1 protein-coding gene is annotated in these 772 nt (G+C 66.2%); it reads left to right on the forward strand.

Going from position 1 to position 772, the window contains the following annotated elements; genetic code table 11:
* Positions 1 to 578: sigma-70 family RNA polymerase sigma factor (locus IE275_RS45715; protein ID WP_229871470.1), on the forward strand; the 578-nt coding region annotated here is incomplete at its 5' end.
* Between the last annotated feature and the right edge of the window lie 194 nt (positions 579 to 772).

Here is a 772-nt window from a genome sequence, read left to right on the forward strand (position 1 = left end):
TGTTGTGCCCGGAGGAGAAGTTGCATCCGGATTCGCTGTACCAGTGGGGGTACATCTCGAAGAACGAGCCGGCGTTTCGCCGCCACGTTTTCGTCAACGTGGGCGAGGTGCACGAGGGCGAGGTCTCGGACAGGACCTTCCAGGGCCTGCACACGAAGCTGACGGGCGGGCCCGTCGAGGACGAGATCAAGGACTACGCGTGGAAGGCCTTCGGTAACGCGATCAAGACGTTCCACCGGAGGCTGACCGTTCAGCGCAAGCGGGAAATGCTGATCGGGGACGAGATCTGGGCTCTGGACGAGGCTCCGATGTCGCTCCCGGGCTACGTCGTGGACTTCGACACCGATTCCGTGGCGGCCGCGGCCGAGGGACGGGTGCTGATGGAACGGCTCGTCGAGACACTCGCGGACGAGCTGGAGCCCGGCGAACTCCTGGCGCTCGCCCTCGTGAAGATCGATGGCATGACGTCCAAGCAGGCGGCCGAGCTGCTCGGCATCTCGGACGGCGCGGTACGCAACGCCGTCCACCGGGCCCGCGTGAAGCTCAAGCCGGTGCGCGGACGCCTCGGACTCGCCTGAGTGCCAGCAGCCGTTCCCCCGGGTGCGCGGGCCGTCGCCTTGAACGGTCCGCGCTCACCGAGGGTGGGTTGCTTGCAAGCAGGCAAGCAGACCTGCCACTTCTTCGACAACACGACATGGGGTGTCAGACGTGGCTAACAAGGACTGGGGGCTCGCGGCGCGCACGTGGTGTGCGCTGTTCGCCTACAAGATCG

The sequence above is a fragment of the Streptomyces phaeofaciens genome (assembly GCF_014648915.1).
In the GTDB taxonomy this organism is placed as follows: Bacteria; Actinomycetota; Actinomycetes; order Streptomycetales; family Streptomycetaceae; genus Streptomyces; species Streptomyces phaeofaciens.